Source organism: Kocuria tytonicola (assembly GCF_003687455.1).
Lineage (GTDB): Bacteria > Actinomycetota > Actinomycetes > Actinomycetales > Micrococcaceae > Kocuria > Kocuria tytonicola.
Window position 1 is genome coordinate 1 of record NZ_PHOA01000025.1, and the last position, 21629, is coordinate 21629.

Below are 21629 nucleotides of genomic sequence, written 5' to 3' on the forward strand. Positions count from 1 at the left end.
CGCCGGGTCCACGGCCGGCGAGTCCGCGGGCGGCGCGGCGTCGTCGTCATCCGGCGGGGACGCGGAGAAGGCCGCTCCGGGCACCGCGCTGGCCGCGCTGGACGCCCTGCCCGTCAAGGGCCGGGCCCCCAAGACCGGCTACTCGCGGGACGAGTTCGGGCCCCGCTGGGCGGACACGGACCACAACGGCTGCGACACCCGCAACGACGTCCTGCGCCGGGACCTCACCGGGATCACCGTGAAACCGGGGACCCACGGCTGCAAGGTCAGCACGGGAACGCTCGTGAGCGCCTACACGGGCGGGACCGTGGACTTCGTCTCCGGGCAGGACACGAGCGCCGAGGTGCAGATCGACCACGTGGTCGCGCTCTCGGACGCGTGGCAGAAGGGTGCCCAGCAGCTCGACGCCGCCCGGCGCACCGAGCTCGCGAACGACCCCCTGAACCTGCTCGCGGTGGACGGGCCCAGCAACAACCAGAAGTCGGACGGGGACGCCGCCACGTGGCTGCCGCCCGCCGCGGGGGAGCGCTGCGAGTACCTGGCCACGCAGGTCGCCGTGAAGGCGCGCTACGAGCTGTGGGTCACGGACGCGGAGAAGAAGGCCATGACCACCGTGCTGCAGGCGTGCCCGGAGCACGGCATCCCGGAGGGGAAGCCCGTTCCCGCGCCGGGGAAGGATCCGGAGGCCTCCGCGCCAGCGGCTTCCGCGGTCCCGCCGCCCCCGGCCGTTCCGCAGGCCCCTGCGGCACCGGCCGCACCCGCGGCACCCGCGGCACCTCCCGCTCCGGCCGGCGGAGATGTGTACTTCGCCCGCTGCGCCGATGCCCGGGCCGCCGGCATGGCACCCCTGCACGCAGGCTCCCCGGGCTACCGCCCGGGACTGGACGGGGACGGCGACGGCGTGGCCTGCGAGGCCAGGCACTGAGCCGACCGGCTCACACCCGACCGTCTCACACGTGCGGGGCGTAGAACTGCGTGAGGCGGGCGTCCGCGCCGTCGAGCAGCGCCCACTCTCCCGGCACCTCCAGCACCGCGGTGCCCGCGGTGGGGAAGCCGTCCGCGGCGTCCATCATGGCGTCCGGCTCCGAGTCCCGGGACGCGAGCCGCAGGACCGCGTCCACCACGCCGGGCATGTGGGCGACCACCAGCAGGGTCCGCACGGTTTCCGGCACGTGGTTCACGGCGGCCACGAGCTGCGCGTCCGTGCCGTGGTAGAGGCTCTCCCACAGCTGCGGCGTGGGGGCCTTCTCCCCCAGCTCGCTGCACACCCACGTGACCGTCTGCCGCGTGCGCAGTGCCGGGGAGACCAGGATCATGTCCGGGCCCGCGTGCTCGGCCAGCCACGCGCCCGCCGCCGCGGCCTCGCGAGCGCCGCGCGGCATCAGGGGGCGGTCGTGGTCCGGCACGCCGCGGGGGAAGTCCGCCTCCCCGTGACGCATGATCACCAGGTGCTTGAGGTCGTGGCGCTGCATGCCCGTCAGTCTGTCACGGAGCAGGGATGACGACGGCGCCGGGTCCGGACCCGGCGCCGTCGTGCTGCGGCCCGTGGGGACCGGGGCGTCAGATGGAGTACTCGGGGGCGGCCCACACGACCACTTCGGGGTGGTCGTAGAAGCGGTAGCCCTGACCGCGGACGGTGCGAACGGTGTTGGCCAGTCGGCCCAGTTTGGAGCGTAACCGCCGCACGTGGACGTCGATGGTGCGCTCGGAGGGCACTTCCTCGGCATCCCCCCAGAGGTTCTCGAGCAGCTCGGTGCGCCCCACCGTGCGGGTGCCGTTCTCCACCAGGTAGTTGAGCAGCTCGAACTCGCGGTGGGTGAGGTTCAGCAGGTCCCCGTCCAGGAACACCTCCCGGCGGGAGAGGTCGATTAGCACGCCCACACGCTGGTGGTCGATGCCGCTGCCCGCACCGCACGCGGGGAGCGGGGCAATGGGCTCGATCACGGGATCCGTGAAGGTGGGGTCACCCAGGGCGCTGCGGACCACCTCGAGGTCCGTGCCCTCGGCGTGCACCGGGGCCAGGGCGACGGCGGCGTAGGAGTCCGACTCCGGGACGGTGGAGCGGATGAACTGACGGATGTCCTGCACCAGCTGCACCAGGCTGATCCCGCGGTCCGCCGCGGCCTGCTCGTCCACGCCCACGTAGAGCACGAACCCGCGAGCCTCGGTGGGCTGCTGCTCGGCGGGCGCGGGAGGCTCCGGGGCGTAGTTCGCCGGGACGGAACGCAGATGACGGTGCTCCTCGGGAGTTGCCGTGGTGCGGTGCGTCCCGCGCGCGCGCGCCGGGGTCTGGGCTCCGGCCAGCCGGTGCCGCTGCGAGATGTGGACGTAACCCGGTGCGCCTGCCATGCCAACCCCTGCCTCGTGAAGCCCCGTTCCCGTGAATTCCCTGGAAAACGGTGTTATCCCCCATGGTCCGCGAAACCAGGCAGGACTGGCAAGTAATATATGAGCTTTTTTCTCACATGCTGAGACGGCCCGAGGGTGATCCGCCCAGATGTGGTCCGAGCCCCGGGAGGTGGACGCCACCACGACGCACATGGCACCGGGAAACCGCGAATTTCCGCCCGTGAGCATCCCGGGCCACCCCGGGCGGAATCATTCACACCGGGAGCCGCTTGTCAATGCTCCGTGTCCGTGCACGGCTCGCCCGACCGGCGTGACCGGGGCAGGGGTGGGCCTCAGTCCACCACGCCGTAGAGCCGGTCCCCGGCGTCCCCCAGCCCGGGCACGATGTAGGAGTTCTCGTCGAGGCGCTCGTCCACCGAGGCGAGCACCACATTGACCTCGCTGTCCTGGAGCTCTTTCTCGAGCCGCGCCAGGCCCTCGGGAGCGGCGAGCAGGCACACGCACGTGATCTGCTCCGCGCCGCGGCGGTACAGGAACTTTATGGCCTCGCTCAGGGTGCCGCCCGTGGCCAGCATGGGATCGAGCACGTACACCTGGCGGCCCGTGAGGTCGTCCGGCAGCCGCTCGGCGTAGGTGATGATGTCCAGGGTGGCGTCGTCACGGGCCATGCCCAGGAAACCGACCTCCGCGGTGGGGATCAGCCGGGTCATGCCCTCGAGCATGCCGAGCCCCGCGCGCAGGATGGGCACCACGAGCGGGCGCGGACGGGTCAGGGCGATGCCCTGCGCCTGCGCCACCGGGGTCTGGATGGTCACCGGCTCCACACGGACGTCCCGCGTGGCCTCGTAGGCCAGCAGTGTGACCAGCTCCTCCACCAGCAGCCGGAACACGGGTGAGGAGGTGTCCTTGTCGCGCAGCACGCTCAGCTTGTGGGCTACCAGGGGGTGATCCAAGACGGTGACTCGCATACCCAGAATCTAGCAGTCGCACGCGCCCGCCACCGCCGCCACGACGCCGCACGGATCCGGCCGCGCGCGGTCGCCCGCCGTGGCGGGTCACGATGTCGTCACGGCCCGGTCATCCTCCCCCTGTACAGAGAGCCCGTGCTCTAGTCTCGGAGGGGAAACCTCTCGAAAATCCATGAATTTCGATGCACGCCGACCCCCGAAGGGACACTTCTTATGGCTGCTCCGGTTCTCGAAACGGAGAATCTGGTCAAGATCTACGGCAGGGGAGACACCAGGTTCGACGCCCTGAAGGGGATCAACCTGGAGATCGGCAAGGGCGAGTCCGTGGCCGTGGTGGGCAAGTCCGGCTCCGGCAAGTCCACCCTCATGCACCTGCTGGCGCTGCTGGACGGGCCCACCCACGGTGTGGTGGCTCTCGAGGGCAGGCCCACCGGTGACCTCAGCGCCAAGGAGCTCAACGAGCTGCGCAACTCGGCGTTCGGCTTCGTCTTCCAGCAGTTCTTCCTGACCCCCAACCAGAGCGTGCTGGAGAACGTCACGCTGCCGCTGAAGATCGCGGGCGTCCCCGCCGCGGAGCGCAAGCGCCGTGGGCTGGAGGCCCTCGAGCAGCTGGAGATGGCGGACAAGGCGGACAACAAGGCCACGGACCTCTCGGGCGGGCAGAAGCAGCGCGTGGTGATCGCGCGCGCCCTGATCAACAACCCGTCCGTCATCTTCGCGGACGAGCCCACCGGCAACCTGGACTCCGCGACCTCCAAGGTGGTGGAGGACATCCTGTTCGGCCTGAACCGGGACAAGGGCATCACCCTGGTGGTCGTCACGCACGACGAGGACCTCGCCCAGCGCTGCGGCCGCCAGATCTACCTGGTGGACGGCGAAGTGGTGCCGAACCTCCCGAAGTCCACGAGCGGCGTCGGCGGCGAGCGCGGTGGACAGCCCGGGACGCGGCCCGCGAGCTCGACGACCGGCCCGTTGCAGGTCACCGAGCCCACCACGGGTGCCATCGTGACGCTCAGCGAGGCCGACGCCGCCGAGATCGCCCGCGCCGCCCAGGAGCCGCCGCGCGCGGGCCGCCACGCCGCCCCCAGCACCACCGACCAGCCAGGAGCCACCGCGTGAAATTCATTGATCTGCTGCGCACGGCGATCGGCAACACCTTCCGGTCCAAGGCGCGCACCGTCCTGACCGTGATCGCCATCTTCATCGGCGCCTTCACGCTCACCCTGACCTCGGGGATCGGCACGGGCGTGAACGACTACATCGACAAGACCGTGGCCGCGTTCGGCAACGACAACGCGCTGTTCGTCCAAAAGGTCTCGGAGCAGTCCACCCCCGGCTCGAACGAGGGTGACGGGCCCACCGAGTACAACCCCGACGAGGCCGACGTGCGGCTGGGCTTCGGCTCCGTCAGCGGACTCACGGACTCGGACATCGACAAGATCGAGAAGATCGACGGCGTGGGCTCCGTGGATCCCATGTACCTGGTGACCCCCAAGTACCTGGAATCGGCCAGCGGCAAGAAGTTCAAGCTGAGCCTGGGCTCTCCCCCGGAGGCGGACGGGCTGCAGCTGGAGTCCGGCAAGGCCCCCGAGCGCGCGAAGGACGAAATCCTGCTCCCCGCCTCCTGGGTGGAGCCACTGGGCCTGGGATCGAACCAGGACGCCGTGGGCAAGTCCGTGAAGATCGCCATCGGCAACGCGATGGACCAAGAGAGGACGTTCACCGCAAAGGTCTCGGGCGTGTCCCAGGCGTCCCTCGCGGGCCCCTCCGACAACCCCATCCCCTCGGCCGGTCTGAACAAGAAGCTCTACGACTACCAGGTCTCGGGCAGCCCCAAGAAGGTCCCGAACTCGTACTTCACCGCCACGGCCACCGTGGACGACATGTCCAAGGTGGGCGCCATCAAGTCCGAACTCTCCGACGAGCACATGCAGGGCCGGACCGTGGAGGACCAGCTGGGCATGTTCCGCGCGGTCATCAACGGCATCGTGTGGATCCTCAACTCCTTCGCGATCATCGCGCTGCTCGCGGCCGGCTTCGGCATCGTGAACACGCTGCTGATGTCCGTGCAGGAGCGCACCCGGGAGATCGGGCTCATGAAGGCGCTGGGCATGAGCGGGGGCAAGGTCTTCGGCCTGTTCTCGCTCGAGGCGATCTTCATCGGCTTCCTGGGCTCCGCCATTGGGGCGGCCGTGGCCGTGGCCGCCGGGAGCATCCTCAGCGGCGTGCTCTCCAACGGGCTGCTGTCCTCCCTGCCCGGGCTGAGCCTGTTCCTGTTCAATCCCGTGAACATTGCCGCGATCATCCTCTCGGTCATGTTCATCGCCTTCCTGGCCGGCACCATCCCCGCGATGCGCGCCGCACGCCAGGACCCCATCACCGCCCTGCGATACGAGTAAACCCCCCAACCTGCACCACCCACTCGCACCACACGGAAGGACACCACCCATGAGCACCACCCCGAACGAACCCCAGAACCCGCAGTCCGGCGTTCCCGGCCAGTACGGCCAGTCCGGTTCCACGCAGCCCGGCCAGCCCCAGCCGTACGGCCAGGGCGCGGTCAACGGCGCGCCGCAGGGCGGCCCCAACGGGCAGCCCTACGGTCAGCAGTACGGCCAGGCCGGCGGGAAGTACGGCACCGCCGAGTACAACCCCGGGCAGTACACCGGCCTCATGGAGCGCCCCTCCACGGTGGACCGGCTGCTCAAGCTGACGCTGGTGTCGCTGGGCATCTACGTGCTGAGCGGCATCCTGGGCATGATCGCGGTCAACAGCATCGACTTCGTCCGGGTCTACCGTGACATGGGCATGGACTCGGCCACCGCCACCGAGATGGCAGGCAAGGTCGGTGGCATCGGCGGACCGATTGGTTCGATCGTCTCCCTGATCATCGGCATCGCCCTGTACCTGCTGGTCTGGAACGGCCTGAAGAAGGGCAAGAACTGGGCGCGCATCCTGGGCACGGTTTTTGCCGCCATTGCCATCCTTGGTGGCCTGTTCGGCCTGATCGGCACCTTCATCTACCCTGCGCCGTGGAACATCATCATGATCGCACTGGCGCTCGTGAAGGTGGTCGTGGACATCCTCTGGATCGTCACCGCGTTCAAGGCGCCCACCACGGCCTGGTTCAACCAGAACCGCGTCCAGCGCTAAGCACGCATGGCTCTTCCGCACACCGCCAGGTCCATCCAGCTCGCGGGCTGGATGGACCTGGCGCTTTCCGAGGCCGAGCGCACGTCCGCGTCCGGGGACGTGCCGATCGGCGCCGTCGTCCTGGACCCCGAGGGCCGGGTGGTCGGCACGGGCCACAACCGGCGAGAGGAGTGCGGGGACCCCACCGCCCACGCGGAGGTGCTCGCCCTGCGGGAGGCCGCTGCCCGGCGCGGTGAGTGGCGGCTGGAGGGGTGCACGCTCGTCGTCACCCTGGAGCCGTGCGCCATGTGCGCCGGGGCCGTGGTGCTCGCGCGTGTGCCCACCGTGGTGTTCGGCGCGTGGGACCCCAAGGCCGGGGCGTGCGGCTCCGTGTTCGACATCGTGCGGGACCCCCGGCTCAACCACTGGGTGGAGGTCACCGGCGGAGTGCGGGAGGACGAGTGCGCCGCCCTGCTGCACGAGTTCTTCCGGGGCCACCGCGAGCGCCGGTGAGTGCCCCGCCGCACGACGCCGCCCCGCGCCATCTCGACCCCGTTCCTTCCGGCGCTGGCGCGGTCCGGCATCACCCCACGCCGGAGGCCACCGCGCCGTGGGGACCCACCGTGTGACCCGCGCCCGGCCGCTGACCGGCCTCGCGCCGGTTTGGAGGGGTTGCGTCCCGGCCTGTAAAGTGCTGGGAGCTGGTGACGTGTCCGAGCGGCCGAAGGTGCATCACTCGAAATGATGTTTGGTGTCAAAGCCAACGTGGGTTCAAATCCCACCGTCACCGCCAGCGACTGGGGGCCCTGCTACCCCGGGAAACCGGGGTGGCAGGGCCTTCGCTCATGCCCCGGAGACGCGGTGTGGACACGCCCTGGAAACGCCCTGGACACGCTGCCCAGTGAGACCATGGGATCCGCGCGGCACCTCCGCCCTGACCACCCGGGTGCTCAACTATTGACAGCCTGCTTACTGTCCTGTAGACCATGAGTCATGGGCCTTCCCGGGATCACGAGATTCCTCCGCACCGCCGCCGGGGTTCTGACGTACCCCCAGGACCCCCGCTCCTTCGCACAACTCTTCGGTTCACTCTCCAGCGCCCACTACACCCGTGGGCGCATCACGCGCGTCCACCGGGAGACACCCGACACGGTAACCGTCTGCTTCACCGCGGGCGAGGGCTGGATCCCGCACCGCGCGGGCCAGTGGGCGCGGATCGGCGTGGAGGTGGACGGGAAGCGGATCTGGCGCCCCTACTCCCTCAGCGCGCCCGAGCACGGGGACCCCTCGATCACCGTCAAAGCCCAGGGAACCGTGTCCAAACACCTCGTCCACCGGGCCGCACCCGGGGACGTGCTGTACTTGGAGCGCCCGGAGGGGCAGTTCATCCTCCCGGAGATGCCCACGGAGCTGCTGTTCATGGTGGCTGGTTCCGGTATCACACCGGTGATGTCCATGCTGCGGACGCTGATGCCGCGCAGGCCGGATCACGACGTCGTCCTGGTCTACGTGTCCCGGACCCAGGAATCGTGCATCTTCCACGAGGAGATCCTGGAGCTCGCTGACCAGTTCGAAGGACTCCGCCCGGTCTTCTGGTTCACCGAGGAGCGCGGAAGACTCGATGTCGCAGATCCGCGAGCGGTGGGCGCGCTGTGCCCCGACCACCAGGCGCGGGCCACGTACGCGTGCGGCCCGGACTCCTTCGTCACAACCGTGGAACACCTGGGGGAGGCGTCCGGGCACGCCCCCGTGGTGGAGAGGTTCGACGTGACCCGCGCGTCCGCCAGTGGACAGCCGGGTGAGGTCAGTCTCCTGCGCAGCGGGATCACGGTGTCCGTGGGCGAGCGCGACACCATCCTGGAGGCAGCGGAGCGCGCGGAGCACCCGCTGCCCCACGGCTGCCGGATGGGCATCTGCCACAGCTGCCTGGTCCCCATGACGGACGGAGCGGTGACGAACATCCGCACCGGTGAGCTCCACCGGGAGCCCGGCCCCGTCCAGACCTGTGTGACCCGCCCTGCCCCCTACGCGACGTTCGACGCCTGACGCCGAGCCACTTTTCCCACCCGGAGCAATCCCTCCGGTGGACCACCCCATGCAACGAAGGAGCACATCCTTGACGCTCACACCAACCACTTCACCCGCCGCCCCTGCCACATCACCCGAACCCCGGACACCTCGCGATCCGCTCCAGCTCACCGAGCAGGAACTCGACGAGCTCGCGGCCGAGCTCGACGCCGTGCGGGACGAGATCTTCTCGCAACGGGGCAGCTCCGACGCCCGGTACATCCGGCGCGTGGTGGCCCTGCAGCGCAGCCTGGAGCTGACGGGACGCGCGTGCATGCTGTTCTCCCGGCACCGGCCCCTCTGGTGGACCGGCGTGGGGTGTCTCAGCGTGGGCAAGATCCTGGAGAACATGGAGATCGGGCACAACGTCCTCCACGGGCAGTGGGACTGGATGAACGACAAGGAGATCCACTCGACCACGTGGGAGTGGGACTTCGTGGCGCCCTCCGCGGGATGGCAGCGCACCCACAACGAGACCCACCACACCTGGACGAACGTGCTCGGCAAGGACAGGGACGTGGGGTACAACGTGCTGCGCATGGACCCGGCCCAGCCGTGGAAACCGGTGAACCTGCTCAACCCTGTGATCAACCTCGTCCTCGCCCCCGCCTTCGAGTGGGGCATCGCGATCTACGACGTGGAGCTGGACCAGTTCTTCGCCGGCACCAAGTCCGGGAGGGCCACGTTCGAGGACTTCAAACGGGTGATGCGAAAGCTCGGACGGCAGTCCGCCAAGGACTTCGTGGTCTCGCCCCTGCTGGCGTCCCTCACGGGTTCCGGGAAGGCCTCCGTCAAGGGTTTCCTCGCGGCGAACGTGATCCGCAACGTCTGGGCGCACGCGGTGATCTTCTGCGGTCACTTCCCTGACGGTGCGGAGACGTTCACGGAGGAGGACGTGGAGAACGAGTCGCGGGGCCACTGGTACCGCCGGCAGGCCATGGGCTCCGCGAACATCGATGGTTCGCGACTCATGCACTTCATGAGCGGGAACCTCTCCTTCCAGATCGAGCACCACCTGTTCCCGGACATGCCCTCCAACCGGCTCGCTCAGATCGCTCCCCGGGTGAAGGAGATCTGCCACAGGTACGGCATCCAGTACACCTCGGGGCCCCTGCCCCGCCAGGTGTTCCAGGCATGGCGGAAGGTGGTCCGGCTGGCCCTGCCCTGAGCGCAGGCGGTGTCCGGGCCGGGGGGTCGTCACGATCCGGGGCACGACCCCTCACACCGGGATCTCCCGGTCCGGGCCGATCCGCTTCATCACCAGTGTGGAGTTCAGCCGTTGCACGCCGGGCAGCCCGCTGAGCACGGTGTCGTAGAACTTCTGGTACGCCGCGAGGTCCGGCACCAGCACCCGCAGCATGAAGTCCGGTTCACCGAAGAGCCGCTCCGCCTCGATGATCGGGGGGATCTGCTCCACCATGGTCTCGAACCGGGCGATCACAGCGGGTTCAGTGTGCTCCATGCGCACGAACACGAGGGCCTCGAACCCCAACCCCACGGCCTCGGGATCGACCACCGCACGGTAGCGCTCGATGGCCCCGGAACGCTCCAGCTCCTTGAGTCGCCGGTGGCACGAGGAGAGGCTGAGCCCCACTCTCTGCGCGAGGTCCGTGGTGCTCGTGCGCCCGTCATCCTGCAGCAGTGAGAGAATCTTCCGGTCAAGTTTGTCCATTCGGACAATTCTCCCACCGAGAACCCCGTTCCGCCTGAAAATAGGGAGCACATTTCGCGGGCGGCCGCATAGTGTTTCACCCGGAAAGGGGAAACACATGGACATGACGCTGATGATGGAGTTCTGGGTGCTGGCCTTCCTGCTGGTGCTGGTCCCGGGGCCGGACTGGGCCTACGCGATCGGTGCGGGAATGCGTGCACGCTCCGCGGCACCCTCTGTCCTGGGGATGCTCTCCGGCTACGTCGTCGTGGTCGCCGTGGTGGCCGTGGGAGTGGGCGGCCTGGTCACCGAGCACCCGGCGGCACTGACCACCCTGTCCGTGGTGGGCGCCGGCTACCTCCTGTACCTCGGGATCACAGCCCTGGCGGCCCGACAGGGTGGCAGCATCACCGCCGGGGACTCGCCCCTGGAAGGCGGAGGTTCCACGCAGTTCGTCAAGGGCATCGGCGTGAGCACCCTCAACCCCAAGGGGCTGCTGCTCCTCATGGCCCTGCTGCCCCAGTTCGTGAGCCCGCAGGGGTGGTCCTCCACCGGTCAGATGCTGGTGCTGGGGGGACTGCACATTCTCAACTGCGCCGCAGTCTACTTCGCGGTGGCCCTGCTCTCCCGAAGGCTTCTGGGGTCCCGCCCGGGTGCAGGCACGGTGATGGCGAAGCTTGCCGGTGTCATGATGCTCGTGGTGGGGCTGGGGATCCTGGGGGAGAAGGCGGCCGAGCTGCTCGGCTGACACGCGCCGTCGCCCGTGGTCTCGATACCCAGCGGTAGGAATGCCGCCCCGCCACCCTAGAATGTAGCGCGGACCACAATTTCCGCGCGGTCGAACGCGCCCGGCAGGCCCCGCCGCCACGCGCGCGGCCCACACCCCGGGTGCCGCACACCGGGCGGGCACCGACGAGACGAGGAACACAGCATGAGCGACGAACAGTCCGTGGGCCACCTGGGAGCCAACGGCGAGGACGTCCCGGACGCCCACTACGTCCGCACGGGTGAGCACACCTTCCGCACGACCGTGTACTCGCAGGGCGCGTGGAGCCCCCTGGAGCAGCACATGGCGGCGTCGTCCGGGCTGCTGGTGCACGAGATCGAGCGCAACCACCCGCGGGAGGACGTGCTTCCGGTGCGCTTCTCGTTCGACATCCTGGGGTTCATCGCCGGCGGCGAGATCGAGGTGCACACGCGCGTGCTGCGCCCCGGCAGGACCATCGAGCTGCTCGAGGCCACGATGAGCAGCGACGGCCGGGACTGCATCCGGTTGAGCCTGTGGCGGTTGAAGACCTCGGACACGCACGAGGTGGCCGGCGGTGAGATCGAGCCGCTGAGGCCACTGGAGGAGAGCGAGCCCCTCAACATGTACGAGCAGTGGGGCGGCGGTTACATCGGTTCCCTCGACGCCCGGGTGGCGCGCATGCCACGTCCGGGCAGCGGTGCAGGCTGGCTGCGCATCAGCAAGGCCGTGGTGCAGGGCGAGGAGTCCTCCCCCACCGCGCAGTTCATCAGCGCCGTGGACGCCGCCAACGGCCTGGCGCCCCGCGCGGAGATCGGACCGTGGGCCTTCCCCAACGTGGACCTGAGCATCCACATGTTCCGCGCGCCGGTTTCCGCGTGGGTGGGCCTGGACACCAAGGTGGAGTTCGGCGGGGACGGCGTGGGCCTGACCCACTCCACACTCCACGACGAGCAGGGTCCGATCGGCCGGGTGGCGCAGGCGCTGACCGTCCGGCGCATGGGCTGACGCACCCGGAGCGCACTCGCGGACGCGCCCGTGTGGTGCCGCCCCGGGTCCGCCACCCCATGGAGGGGGCGGATCCGCGCCAGCGCGTCGCACCCGCGGTGCAGCGCACCCCCGCGTGCGCCACGGGCGCTGCCGCGCACGACGCCGCTGCACAGGTGCGCTCGCCCGCGGGAGCCGGCCGGGCGGCGCCGTGCCCCGGTGCCGGGTTTGACGCCCCCGCCTAGAATGGCGGCTGGTTCCCACATGAATTCGGACGGGGCGCGTGCCCCAGGAGGTCCAGGCGAGTGAGCAGCATCCAGATCAATGTGACCGACCGCGACGGCGCCCGCACCGAGGGCGTGGAGTGGAAGGACTACGAGACGCTCATGGAGTGCCTCACGCGCAACAAGTTCCCCATCCTGGCCACGTGCGGCGGCAACGCCTCGTGCTCCACGTGCCACTCGTACCTGGACCAGGAGACGTTCGTGAAGACGGGCGGCACCAACGAGGAGGAGGAGGACCTCCTGGAGATGCTGGACGACACCCGCCACGACAACTCCCGGCTCGCGTGCCAGGTGGAGTGGTCCGAGTCCCTGGACGGCGCGGAGATCGAGATCGCCCCCGAGTGGTGAGGTCCGTCCGCTGAGACGCACTTGGACACCTCGCGGCGCGTAGGTGAGAGTTGGGGCATGACCGAGCTCCGGGACGATCTCACCACACGCGCCGCCTACGTGTCCGACGCCTCGATCTACCGCAGGCTCCCGGCCGCCGTGGCCGAGCCCCGCTCGGTGGCGGAGATCCGCGAGCTGCTCGCCACCGCCCGGGAGAACGGGTGGCCGGTGACCTCCCGCGGTGCAGGCACCTCGGTGGCGGGCAACGCCATCGGCGAGGGCCTGGTGATCGACACCTCCCGGCACTTCCACCGCATCCTGGAGATCGACCCGCAGGCCCGCACCGCGCGCATCGAACCCGGCGTGGTCTGCGACCAGCTCCGGGACGCCGCCGCCGAGTTCGGCCTGACCTACGGCCCGGACCCCTCCACGCACTCGCGCTGCACGGTGGGCGGGATGGTGGCCAACAACGCGTGCGGCTCCCACTCGGTCGCGTGGGGCACGAGTGCCGAGAACCTCGTCTCCGTCACGGTCATGCTGGGCGACGGGCGCCTCGTCACCCTGGAGGCGGGGGCCACCTCCGAGCCCGCGCTGACCTCGCAGCTGGAGCGGCTGCGCAACGACCACCTGGCCGTGCTGCGCACCGAGCTGGGCCAGTTCCCGCGCCAGGTCTCCGGCTACGGGCTGCACCACCTGCTGGGCGAGAACGGCTTCGACACCGCCAAGGCCTTCGCGGGCACCGAGGGCACGTGCGGGATCATCACGGAACTGACCGTGAAGCTCGTGGCCAGGCCCGCGCACACCGCGCTCGCGGTGCTGGGCTTCGAGGACGCCATTGCGGCGGCCACCGCTGCTCCGACGCTCCGCGTCCCGGGAGTCACGACCATCGAGGGCATGGGCTCGGACCTGCTGGCCGCGCTGCGCACCCGCCCGGGCCAGGAGCACGCCGGGTCGGAGCTGCCCCGCGGGGGCGGGTGGCTCTACTGCGAGGTCGCCGGGGACACCCCCGAACAGGCGTACGACGCCGCCCGCACCCTCCCCGCGCTGCTCCAGGAGACCGTGGTGGACTCGGTGGTCGTGGGGGACCCCGCCCAGGCCCGTGCCCTGTGGCACATCCGCGAGGCCGGTGCGGGCATCGTGACCCGTCTGCCGGACGGCGGCGAGGCGTGGCCCGGGTGGGAGGACTCCGCAGTGCCCCCGGCCCGGCTGGGTGAGTACCTGCGGGACCTGTACGCCCTGCTGGACGAGATGGACCTGCGCGGCATCCCGTTCGGGCACTTCGGCGAGGGCTGCGTGCACATCCGGATCTCGTTCGACTTCAGCACCGAGGCCGGGGTGGCGCAGTACCGCGAGTTCATCGAGCGCGCCGCGGAGCTGGTGCACCGCTACGGCGGTTCGGTCTCCGGGGAGCACGGGGACGGCCGCGCCCGCTCCGAGCTGCTGGGCACCATCTACACTCCCCAGGCGCTGGCGGCCTTCGCCCGGTTCAAGCGGATCTTCGACCCCGAGAACGTGTTCAACCCGGGGGTCGTGGTGGACCCGGAGCCCCTGGACCAGGGCATCCGCCCCGGCCCGGGCGCGCGCACGTTCGAGCTCACCCCGGTGCACGCCTTCTCGCACGACAACGGCTCGTTCGGCCAGGCCGTGAACCGCTGCGTGGGCGTGGGCGCGTGCCGCTCCGACTCCGGGGCCATGTGCCCCTCCTTCCACGCCACCGGGGACGAGGTGCACTCCACGCGCGGGCGCATGCGCTCCCTGGCGGAGATGCTGCGCGGCGAGCACCTCACGGACGGCTGGAAGTCCAGGGAGACCTACGAGGCCCTGGACCTGTGCCTGTCCTGCAAGGCGTGCGCCACCGAGTGCCCCGTGAACGTGGACATGGCCACTTACAAGGCCGAGTTCCTGCACCACCACTTCCGGCAGGGGCTGCGCTCGTTCGTGGGCCGGGACCGCCGCCCCATGGCGCACTTCACCATGGGGTGGATGCCGTGGCTCATGCGGATCGCCGCGCGGGTGCCCGGTTCCCTGCGCGCGGTCAACGCCCTGGAGCGCATCCCGGCGGTGGAGGCACTGACCAAGCGGCTCGGCGGCATCGAGCCCCGCCGCGACATGATCCGCTTCAACGACACCCCGTTCACCGCGTGGTTCCGCGCCCGTTCCCGGCACGCCGCCTCGGGCGAGGTGCGGGGCACCGCGTCTCCGGGCACCGGGGACGACGCCGCCGGTGCCGGTCCGCGCGGAGGTGGCCGTGCGGCGTCGTCGTGCGGGGGTGGCCGGACGGCGTCGTCGTCCGGGGGTGCCAGGACGCGCGGAGCGGTGGGCGAGGACCCCGCCGGACGCCCGTCCGTGGTGCTGTGGCCGGACACCTTCACCACCTACTCCGCAGACGGGCCGGGCAAGGCGGCCGTGGCGGTGCTGGAGGCCATGGGCTACCGGGTGCTGATGCCCATGGGTCCCGTGTGCTGCGGGCTCACGTGGCACTCCACGGGTCAGCTGGACATGACCCGGAAGGTGCTGCGGCAGACGCTGGACGTGATGGCGCCGCTGATCGAGGCGGGGTACCCGGTGATCGGGCTGGAGCCGTCCTGCACGGTGATGCTGCAGCACGAGATCACGGAGCTGCTGCCCGAGGATCCGCGGGCCCACGCGGTGCGCACCCTCACCCGCACGCTGGGCGAGTTCGCCGCGGAGCACCTGGAGGCCGGCGGTGACTGGCCGGTCGAGCCGCTGGAGACCCGCTCGGGCCCGAGCAGCGCAGTGTGCCAGGTGCACTGCCACGAGAAGGCGCAGGGTGACTACTCGCCCGAGCTGCGGGTGCTCGCCGAGCTGGGCGTGGACACCTCTGTGGTGGGCGGTGGGTGCTGCGGGCTGGCCGGGAACTGGGGTTTCGAGCCCGGTCACTACGAGATCTCGCAGACGCTCGGGGAGCGCACCCTGTTCCCCGCGATCCGCGCGGCCGAACCCGGCGCCATCGTGCTCGCGGACGGTTTTTCCTGCCGCACGCAGATCGCCCAGGGCACGGGTGCCGACGCGGTGCACCTCGCCGAGGTGATGTTCGCCGCATTGCGGACGGAACGTAGGACACTGTCAGCATGACGACCACCTCGCCCACCCCCAGGGGCACCCGCAAGCACTCCCGCCCGCTGCTCGCCGCCACCGCGCTGACCGCTCTGCTGGCGCTCTCCGCGTGCGGCTCGTCGGAGGACCCGAAGCCCGCGGACACCGCCAGCCCGAGCACCACGGCGTCTGCTTCCGCCAGCTCCTCGCAGAGCGCGTCCGCGTCCCCCACGCCGTCCGCGTCCTCGGAGACCGCCCAGGCCTCCGAGGCGTCCCGGGCCGAGCCGGAGAAGACACAGGCCGCCCCGGAGGAGACCCGCAAGGCCACCTCCCCGGAGCTGACCATGCCCACCGCGAGTCCTTTCGACAAGGAGAAGGCGGACGCCCAGGCCGCCGGCGGGGGGTGCAACGCCTCGCAGCTCAGCGGCACCGCGGCCCCCGAGCAGGGCGCGGCGGGGCACACCATCGTCGCCCTCACGCTCACGAACAAGGGCTCCGCGCCGTGCACGCTCAACGGCTACGCGGGGGTCTCGTTCGTGGACGCCTCCGGGGCCACCGTGGGCGCCCCCGCCTCGCGCGAGGGCGCCGGGGCCGGGGCCGTGACGCTGCAGCCCGGGGCCACCGCGAGCGCGGGGCTGAGCATCACCCAGCCCGGCGTGATCGGCCAGATCTGCAACCCGCACGTCATCACCGGTCTGCGCGTCTACCCGCCGGGCAGCCACGAGTCGCTCGTGGTCTCCTACCCCGGGCAGGCCTGCGGCAACCCCAAGGTCTCCCAGCTGCAGGTCAAGGGTTTTGGGTCCTGACCCGGTCCTGAAACTCTTCTCCCCCGCGACCGCGCAGTGGTTCGACGCCGCGTTCAGCGGGCCCACGGCGGCCCAGCGCGGCGCGTGGGAGGCCATCTCGGCGGGCCACCACGCTCTCGTGGTGGCCCCCACCGGTTCCGGCAAGACGCTCGCCGCGTTCCTGTGGTCCGTGGACCGGCTCCTCACGGCCAAGGCCCCCGCCGGGGACGACGACGCCACGGCCGTCCCCGAGGACCGCACCTCGGTGCTCTACATCTCCCCGCTCAAGGCCCTGGGCGTGGACGTGGAGCGCAACCTGCGGGCACCGCTGATCGGCATCACGCAGGCCGCGAAGGCCGCCGGGGGTGAGCCCCCGGAGATCTCCGTGGGCGTCCGCTCGGGAGACACCCCGCAGGCGATCCGCCGCTCCCTGCTGGCCCACCCGCCGGACATCCTCATCACCACGCCCGAGTCCCTGTACCTCATGCTCACGTCCAAGGCGCGGGAGACCCTGCGCCACGTGAGCACCGTGATCATCGACGAGGTGCACGCGGTGGCCGGCACCAAGCGCGGTGCGCACCTGGCGGTGAGCCTGGAGCGGCTGGACGACCTGCTGGAGCGCCCGGCCCAGCGCATCGGGCTCTCCGCCACGGTGGAGCCCGTGGACACCGTGGCCGGTTTCCTGGGCGGTTCCCAGCCCGTGGACGTGGTGCGGCCCCCGTCCGAGAAGGACTGGGACCTCACGGTCTCCGTGCCCATCCCGGACATGACCGTGCTGGGCGGTGCGGCGGCCTCCCCGTCCTCGGACGGCTCCCCGAACCTGGACGGGGACCTGGGCGGCTCCGGTCAGGCGACCGCCTCCATCTGGCCGCACGTGGAGGAGCGGATCGTGGACCTCGTGGAGGCCCACCGCTCCACCATCGTGTTCGCCAACTCCCGCGGGCTCGCGGAGAAGCTCACGGCACGACTCAACGAGATCCACGAGTTCCGGCTGGAGAACGCCGCAGAGCAGTCCACGGGCGGCGGGCGCGAGGGCTCCGGGGATCCCGTGGCCGTGGGGGACGCGCTGAACCATCTCTTCGCGGAGAGCGCACGTCGCGCTTCCGGCGCGGAGGACACCGAGTCCGAGGGCCCATCGTTTGAGGGCCCGGCGCCCGAGGGTCCCGCGTTCGAGGGCAACGGCACCACCGCCACGTCCGGGGCGGCCTCCGCCGACGGCTCGCGCCGCCACGGGCGTGCGCCCGACGACGTTCCACAGTCCGGCACCCCCGGGGACGGGACTGGCGCGCCCGACGACCCGGGCGGCGTCGTCCCCTCCGGCGGTGAGCGGGAGCCTGCCGCGATCCCCCGCCAGAGCAACCGCCACGAGGGGGCGTCCCCCGTGCTCGCCCGCGCCCACCACGGCTCGGTGTCCAAGGACCAGCGCAGCCTGATCGAGGAGGACCTCAAGACCGGGCGGCTGCGCTGCGTGGTGGCCACCTCGTCCCTGGAGCTGGGGATCGACATGGGCCACGTGGACCTGGTGGTCCAGATCGAGTCCCCGCCCTCGGCGGCCTCGGGCCTGCAGCGCGTGGGGCGCGCCGGGCACCAGGTGGGCGAGGTGTCGATCGGGCGGATCTACCCCAAGCACCGCGGGGACGTGCGGGACGCCGCCGTGATCGCGGAGCAGATGCTCCAGGGGAACCTGGAACCGCTCTCGGTGCCCGCCAACCCCCTGGACATCCTGGCCCAGCAGACGGTCTCCGCGGTGGCCGCCGAGGACGTGGACGTGGAGGCCTGGTACGACACGGTGCGCCGCAGCGCGCCGTTCCGCTCCCTGCCGCGCTCCGCGTACGACGCCGTGCTGGACCTGCTCGCCGGGCGCTACCCCTCGGACGAGTTCGCCCAGCTGCGCCCGCGCCTGGTGTGGGACCGGGAGACGGGAACGCTGCAGGCCCGCCCCGGTGCGCTGCGCCTGGCCACCACGAGCGGCGGGACCATCCCGGATCGCGGGCTGTTCCCGGTGTTCCTGGTGGGCGAGCAGGACTCGAAGTCCCCCAAGCGCGTGGGCGAGCTGGACGAGGAGATGGTCTACGAGTCCCGCGTGGGGGACATCATCGCCCTGGGTGCCTCCAGCTGGCGGATCGAGGAGATCACGCACAACCGGGTGGTCGTGGCACCCGCCCCCGGGGTTCCGGGCAAGCTGCCGTTCTGGCACGGGGACGGGCTGGGGCGGCCCGTGGAGCTGGGGCGCGCCGTCGGCCGCTTCACCCGCGAGCTGGCCGGGGCCTCGGACGGCGAGGCCCGCGAGCGCCTGGCGGTGTCCGGGCTGGACGAGTGGGCGCAGGACAACCTGCTGGCGTACCTCGCGGAGCAGCGCGAGGCCACGGAGCACGTGCCGGACGACCGCACGCTCATGGTGGAGCGGTTCCGGGACGAGCTCGGGGACTGGCGCGTGGTGCTGCACAGCCCGTTCGGCACACCCGTGCACGGGCCGTGGGCGCTGGCCGTGCGGGCCCGGCTGGACGAGCGCTGGGGTCTGGACGCGTCCGCCCAGGCCGCGGACGACGGCATCGTGCTGCGCGTGCCCGCCACGGACGAGGAGCCCCCCGGTGCGGAGCTGTTCCTGTTCGACCCCGAGGAGCTCGAGCGCACCGTGACCGAGGAGGTGGGCAGTTCCGCGCTGTTCGCGTCCCGGTTCCGGGAGAACGCGGCCCGCGCCCTGCTGCTGCCGCGCGCGGACCCCGGCAAGCGCACGCCGCTGTGGCAGCAGCGCCAGCGCTCGGCGCAGCTGCTGGACGTGGCCCGGAAGTACCCGCAGTTCCCGGTCATCCTGGAGACGGTGCGCGAGTGCCTCCAGGACGTGTACGACGTCCCCGCCCTGCTCCAGCTGCAGCGGGACCTGGCCGGGCGGAAGCTGCGGGTGGTGGAGACCACCACGGACTCCCCCTCGCCGTTCGCGCGCACCCTGCTGTTCGGGTACGTGGCCCAGTTCCTCTACGAGGGGGACTCCCCCCTGGCCGAGCGCAAGGCCGCAGCCTTGTCCCTGGACCCCGCGCTGCTCAACGAGCTGCTGGGCCGCGCCGAGCTGCGCGAGCTGCTGGACCCCGAGGTCATCGAGACCACCGTCCTGCAGCTGCAGCGCCTCGCCCCGGACCGCCGGCTGCGCGGGGTGGAGGGCGCCGCGGACCTGCTGCGCCTGCTCGGGCCCATGACCGCCGACGACGCCGCGCTGCGCCTGCGCGGCGAGGGGCCCGTTCCGGCGGGGGCCGCGTCCCCCGCGACCTCGCCAGCTGCGCCCGACGCCGCGGGGCCGGGTGCGGCGGCGTCGGACGGTCCCGGTGCAGACGAGGACGCGGAACGGGCCGAGGACCCCGCGTACCGCGCCATCTCCCCGGAGGCCGCGCGCGAGCTGCTGGACGCCCTCGTGGACAGCAACCGGGCGATCGTGCTGCGGGCGGGCGGGCGCGAGGTGTACTGCGCGGTGGAGGACGCCGCCCGGATGCGGGACGCGCTCGGCCAGCCGCTGCCCATGGGGGTGCCGCTCGCGTTCCTGGAACCCGTGGCGGACCCCGTGGGGGACCTCGTGTCACGGTACGCGCGCACCCACGGGCCGTTCAGCGTGGCCGAGGCCGCGCAGGCCCTGAGCCTGGGCCCGGCCGTGGTGGAGTCCGCGCTGCGCGGGCTGGCCAAGCAGCGGCGCGTGAGCGAGGGGGCGTTCCGGCCGTCCGGTGACCCGGCGGCGTCGGACTCGGAGTGGTGCGACGTCGAGGTGCTGCGGACCCTGCGGCGTCGTTCGCTCGCGGCGCTGCGCGCGGACGTGGAGCCCGTGGACCCGCAGGCGTACGCCACGTTCCTGCCCGCGTGGCAGCACGCCGCGAAGGGGCACCAGCTGCGCGGGCTGGACGGGGTGCTCACCGTGGTGGACCAGCTGGCCGGGGTGCCGATCCCGGCGTCCGCGTGGGAGCCGCTCGTGCTCGCGCAGCGCGTGGTGGACTACCGCCCCGCCATGCTGGACGAGCTCATGGCCACGGGCGAGGTGATCTTCTCCGGCGCCGGGTCCCTGGGCGGGGAAGACGGCTGGGTGGCGTTCCACCTGGCCGAGGCCGCGGAGCTGTCCCTGCCACCCGTCGCGCAGCTGGACGCCGCCGCGGACGCGCTGGACTCCGCACTCGAACGCGAGCTGCTCAGCGTGCTGCAGGGCGGCGGCGCGTACTTCGCGTGGCAGCTGGTCCAACCCCTCGCGGCGGCGGGCGTCACCGTGGACATGGCCCAGCTGCGCACCGCGCTGTGGAACCTGCTGTGGGCCGGGCTCGTCACCAACGACACCTACGCGCCCGTGCGCGCGCTGATCTCCGGCGGGCACTCGGCGCACAAGACCCCCAGGCGCCCGGCGCGCTCCCGCTCGGCGGGCCGGCGCGGGGCGGCCCGGCTGCGCGCGGTGGGGCGCGGCCCCGCTGGTTTCGACCCTGCGGGTTCCTCCGACGACGCCGCCCCGTCCGGCACGCGCGTGGTGCGCGCCTCCGGGGGTGGCGAGGACCGGGCGACGGCCGGGCGCTGGTCCGTGCTGCGCCCCGAGCCGCTGAACCCCACCGTGCGGGCCCAGGCCCAGGCGGAGCTGCTGCTGGACCGCTACGGCATCCTCACGCGCGGTCCCGTGGCGGTGGAGGACGTCCCCGGCGGGTTCTCCACGGTCTACAAGGTGCTGCGCGCCCTGGAGGACGCGGGGCGGGCACGCCGCGGCTACTTCATCGAGGGACTCGGGGCCGCCCAGTTCACGCAACCCGCGACGGTTGACGCGCTGCGCAGCTTCACGGACGACGACGCCGCCCGCAAGGGTGACCCCCAGGTCCTCGCCCTGGCGGCCACGGACCCGGCCAACCCGTACGGCGCGGCACTGGAGTGGCCGGAGGCCGTAGTGCTGGAGTCCAGCACCAAGCACCGCCCGGGCCGCAAGGCCGGTGCCGTGGTGGTGCTCGTGGACGGCGCGCTGACCCTGTACCTGGAGCGCGGCGGCAAGACGGCGCTGGCGTTCGTCTCGGACGCGGGTCTGCTGCACCTGGCTGCGGAAGCCGTGGCCGGTCTGGTGCAGCGCAAGGCCGTGGACTCGCTCGTGGTGGAGAAGGTCAATGGGGACTCGGTGCTCTCCTCGGAGGAACTCGTCACCGCGGTGCGGGACGGCCTGCTTGCGGGCGGCTTCTACCAGACACCGAAGGGTGTGCGGATGCGGGCGCCGGTGGGTGGGGCGGCGCGGCAGTGATCCGTGACGGAACGACAACCTTCCGGAACTCCACGGGA

17 protein-coding genes and 1 tRNA gene are annotated in these 21629 nt (G+C 71.5%); 14 read left to right on the plus strand and 4 right to left on the minus strand.

Annotation, left to right across the window (positions count from 1 at the left end):
* The coding region (locus CWC38_RS04685) for a GmrSD restriction endonuclease domain-containing protein (protein ID WP_165860341.1) at positions 1–925 on the plus strand (925 nt) is incomplete at its 5' end.
* Between the two features lie 25 nt (positions 926–950).
* Here CWC38_RS04685 and CWC38_RS04690 read toward each other — a convergent pair.
* From CWC38_RS04690 to upp, 3 genes are all read right to left on the minus strand, one after another.
* On the minus strand, positions 951–1472 hold the full coding sequence (locus CWC38_RS04690) for a SixA phosphatase family protein (protein WP_121845662.1): 522 nt from the start codon (positions 1470–1472) through the stop codon (positions 951–953).
* Between the two features lie 88 nt (positions 1473–1560).
* Positions 1561–2349 (minus strand): winged helix-turn-helix domain-containing protein, encoded by a 789-nt coding sequence (locus CWC38_RS04695; RefSeq protein WP_121845663.1) that lies wholly within the window; start codon positions 2347–2349, stop codon positions 1561–1563.
* A 332-nt stretch (positions 2350–2681) separates the two neighbouring features.
* Positions 2682–3317, minus strand: a complete 636-nt coding sequence (gene upp, locus CWC38_RS04700) for a uracil phosphoribosyltransferase (RefSeq protein ID WP_121845664.1) — start codon at positions 3315–3317, stop codon at positions 2682–2684.
* Between the two features lie 213 nt (positions 3318–3530).
* Between upp and CWC38_RS04705 the strand changes: the two genes are divergently transcribed.
* From CWC38_RS04705 to CWC38_RS04735, 7 genes are all read left to right on the plus strand, one after another.
* Complete coding sequence (locus CWC38_RS04705; RefSeq protein ID WP_121845665.1) at positions 3531–4436, plus strand: ABC transporter ATP-binding protein; 906 nt, start codon at positions 3531–3533, stop codon at positions 4434–4436.
* Positions 4433–5716 carry an ABC transporter permease gene (locus CWC38_RS04710; protein WP_121845666.1) on the plus strand — a complete coding sequence of 428 codons (1284 nt, stop codon included), beginning with the start codon at positions 4433–4435 and terminating at the stop codon, positions 5714–5716. The genes CWC38_RS04705 and CWC38_RS04710 overlap by 4 nt, the downstream gene beginning before the upstream one ends.
* A gap of 49 nt (positions 5717–5765) precedes the next feature.
* Positions 5766–6470, plus strand: a complete 705-nt coding sequence (locus CWC38_RS04715) for a hypothetical protein (RefSeq protein ID WP_121845667.1) — start codon at positions 5766–5768, stop codon at positions 6468–6470.
* A 6-nt stretch (positions 6471–6476) separates the two neighbouring features.
* Entirely contained in the window at positions 6477–6962 is a 486-nt protein-coding gene (gene tadA / locus CWC38_RS04720; RefSeq protein ID WP_121845668.1) for a tRNA adenosine(34) deaminase TadA, read from the plus strand.
* 190 nt (positions 6963–7152) lie between these two features.
* Positions 7153–7242, plus strand: a tRNA-Ser gene (locus tag CWC38_RS04725).
* Positions 7243–7442: 200 nt separating this feature from the next.
* A complete protein-coding gene (locus CWC38_RS04730; RefSeq protein ID WP_121845669.1) occupies positions 7443–8495 on the plus strand; it encodes a flavin reductase family protein in 1053 nt (350 codons plus the stop codon).
* Positions 8496–8544: 49 nt separating this feature from the next.
* On the plus strand, positions 8545–9684 hold the full coding sequence (locus CWC38_RS04735; protein WP_439108831.1) for a fatty acid desaturase family protein: 1140 nt from the start codon (positions 8545–8547) through the stop codon (positions 9682–9684).
* Between the two features lie 51 nt (positions 9685–9735).
* Here the strand turns inward: CWC38_RS04735 and CWC38_RS04740 are convergent, their stop codons facing one another.
* On the minus strand, positions 9736–10188 hold the full coding sequence (locus CWC38_RS04740; RefSeq protein ID WP_121845671.1) for an Lrp/AsnC family transcriptional regulator: 453 nt from the start codon (positions 10186–10188) through the stop codon (positions 9736–9738).
* Between the two features lie 97 nt (positions 10189–10285).
* Between CWC38_RS04740 and CWC38_RS04745 the strand changes: the two genes are divergently transcribed.
* From CWC38_RS04745 to CWC38_RS04770, 6 genes are all read left to right on the plus strand, one after another.
* Positions 10286–10915: a LysE family translocator gene (locus CWC38_RS04745; protein WP_121845672.1), complete on the plus strand. Its 630-nt coding sequence runs from the start codon at positions 10286–10288 to the stop codon at positions 10913–10915.
* 183 nt (positions 10916–11098) lie between these two features.
* Positions 11099–11920: a thioesterase family protein gene (locus CWC38_RS04750; RefSeq protein ID WP_121845673.1), complete on the plus strand. Its 822-nt coding sequence runs from the start codon at positions 11099–11101 to the stop codon at positions 11918–11920.
* A gap of 284 nt (positions 11921–12204) precedes the next feature.
* The gene (locus CWC38_RS04755) at positions 12205–12531 is read left to right on the plus strand and encodes a 2Fe-2S iron-sulfur cluster-binding protein (protein WP_121845674.1); all 327 of its coding nucleotides are present in this window, start codon (positions 12205–12207) and stop codon (positions 12529–12531) included.
* Between the two features lie 57 nt (positions 12532–12588).
* Positions 12589–15606 (plus strand): FAD-binding and (Fe-S)-binding domain-containing protein, encoded by a 3018-nt coding sequence (locus CWC38_RS04760; protein WP_121845675.1) that lies wholly within the window; start codon positions 12589–12591, stop codon positions 15604–15606.
* The gene (locus tag CWC38_RS04765; RefSeq protein ID WP_121845676.1) at positions 15603–16373 is read left to right on the plus strand and encodes a DUF4232 domain-containing protein; all 771 of its coding nucleotides are present in this window, start codon (positions 15603–15605) and stop codon (positions 16371–16373) included. Before CWC38_RS04760 ends, CWC38_RS04765 begins: the two co-directional genes overlap by 4 nt.
* Positions 16363–21591, plus strand: coding sequence for an Lhr family helicase (locus CWC38_RS04770; RefSeq protein ID WP_121845677.1), 5229 nt, complete (start codon positions 16363–16365; stop codon positions 21589–21591). The genes CWC38_RS04765 and CWC38_RS04770 overlap by 11 nt, the downstream gene beginning before the upstream one ends.
* Positions 21592–21629: the final 38 nt, after the last annotated feature.